Annotated in this window: 2 protein-coding genes and 1 pseudogene; all 3 read right to left on the bottom strand. The window is 45.1% G+C overall.

Annotated features, from left to right (window positions below; genetic code table 11):
- A partial coding sequence (locus tag JCM10519_RS24435) for a hypothetical protein (protein ID WP_347845387.1) occupies positions 1-344 on the bottom strand: 344 nt, incomplete at its 3' end.
- Positions 345-1,527: 1,183 nt separating this feature from the next.
- Positions 1,528-1,983, bottom strand: a complete 456-nt coding sequence (locus JCM10519_RS24425; RefSeq protein ID WP_347845386.1) for a hypothetical protein — start codon at positions 1,981-1,983, stop codon at positions 1,528-1,530.
- Positions 1,943-2,206 (bottom strand): annotated as a pseudogene (locus JCM10519_RS33725) (hypothetical protein); the annotation flags it as partial. The gene JCM10519_RS24425 and the pseudogene JCM10519_RS33725, both read right to left, overlap by 41 nt.

Raw genomic sequence — 2,206 nt, 5'->3', positions numbered from 1 at the left:
TTGTGGTCCCTGAGGTCCTTGTGGTCCCTGAGGTCCTTGTGCACCAGTTGCTCCAGTAGCACCAGTCGGTCCAGTTGGTCCTTGTATTCCCTGTGGTCCCTGAGGTCCAACAGGTCCCTGAGGTCCAGCAGGTCCCTGAGGTCCTTGCGGTCCCTGAGGTCCAGTCGGTCCCTGGGGTCCTCTAACTCCCTGAGGTCCTTGCGGTCCCTGAGGTCCAGTCGGTCCTTGAGGTCCTCTAGGTCCTTGTGGTCCTGGGCAGCCTCTAGGCCCCTGTGGCCCAGTAGGTCCAACGCAGCATCTGACCTCGTGCGATCCTGCTGAGCCGCAGCAACCGCTTCCGTCAAAGCAGCGATTTTCATCCCAATTTCTATAATTATTCATTATAATTCCCTCCCGTTAAGGTGCGATATTGCGATGTTTTGCATACAAATCTTCTGTAAAAGGCTAAAGTCTATAAAGGGTTTTCTACCTCTTTATATCTTATTATATGTACTGAATGACAAGTTTGTTAGAAAACAAATCAATGACCACGTATAATTTATCATTAGTTCATTCCTGTTATATTAAGTTGATATTTTATGAAAATTCTTTTTTTGGGGCATAACAAACAAACTATTGGGAAAGTAGTGTGCAAGATTGAATCCCATCGGTAGGATAATTGAAATTGAATTTTGGCAATGCCATGTCCCACAGCAAATTTTTATGAAATAGATACGGTTATTTAATCAATTTTGAGGTCGAATTAACTTTATAAAAATAATTGTTTTTAACTAAAAAGCGTTAAGCACATCAACGCAAAACGTTTCAAGTACTGTCCAATAGGGAGAGTTCTGTGGTTCAAATTAATTCTTGGTATTGGCTATAGATTGTAAATATAGGTGAGATTCTTATTAGAAAAATGAGTCTATGGGAATTTAAACATGAGAAGATATTTCAACAAGGAATATAAGTTAATTATCATGAAAAGGAATTTAGAGGGTCAAAACAGCGGGAAAATTTCCAAAGAACTAGGATTAGTTAACTTCTCATTATCATTAGGCAAGAGCCAGTGTCACAGCGGAGAAAAGGGATTTGCTGCAAAGCGACATCCGGGTTTGGATATTGCGGCCAATGTCTACAAGGTGTAAAAAAAGGAAATTATAAAATTTATACCCAGATTCATCGTAGAATGCGAATACTTTTTAGGGTTTAAGGCCAAGCAGTAAAGATGTGTCTTCAGAAGCTTCGGCGAGTCAAAAGCATACTGTTTTGGACAAAAGTGAAGGCCAGCATCTTAAGATGCTGGCCTAGCAATAAAGGCTTATTACCGTTTGTCTGGTCAACCGTTTACAGGTGGGGGAGCGTTCGCCATTAGAAGTTAAATAAAGGTATAATCCTTCCGTTTGACTTTTTTACTGAATAAACAGGCCTCCTGAATAGAAGAAAGGCAAGCTTTGCGCCTGAGTGCCACCGCTGGTTGTAAATCACAGACTGGGTTACAGGGGTAATGGAACTAGTAATAATGGTATGCAGACCTATTAATTATTATTAAAGGCTTACATTCGCGAAGATTTGGTATATCCAAATGGTGACTCTGCCGCTGCCATTGGAAGCGAAAAGGTCTATTTCGTGCAAGGACCATAAGCCGGTAACAGGATCCTGCTGCCGTAGCCAGGTTCTGTGCATTTCCCTGGACGAGTTAAACACGATGGTATCAATATCTAAGCTAGTTGAAAGCGTAAAGTTATCTCTGGTAAACGCATCAACACCGGTGGTGTCAAATTGGCTGGAACGCTTCAGATCTATTAGTACAGGTACAGTGGCGGGCATTAAAAGTAACGTCAGCTGCGTGGAACTGCTAAATTGTAAATGATAAATGACATTCCCTACCGGCACATCAATAAAGCTGCCGGAAGCGGAGAGATCGGCATTAAAAAAACGCGGTGGGAATAGCGCCGTTGGCCCCGGTTGGCCCAGTCGGTCCAGTCGGCCCAGTCGGTCCAACAGGTCCCTCAATTCCTTGTGGTCCCCGAGGTCCTTCTGATCCCTGAGGTCCAGTCGGTCCAATAGGTCCTTGAGCGCCGGTAGCGCCAGTCGGTCCAATAGGTCCTTGGGCGCCGGTAGCGCCAGTTGGCCCAGTCGGTCCAACAGGCCCCTCAATCCCCTGAGGCCCTTCTGGTCCCTGAGGTCCGGTCGGTCCAATAGGTCCTTGGGCACCGGTAGCGCC

Source organism: Clostridium sp. NkU-1 (assembly GCA_001312405.1).
The sequence above is the reverse complement of the archived record's forward strand: the minus strand, read 5'-3'. Positions and strand labels throughout refer to the sequence as shown.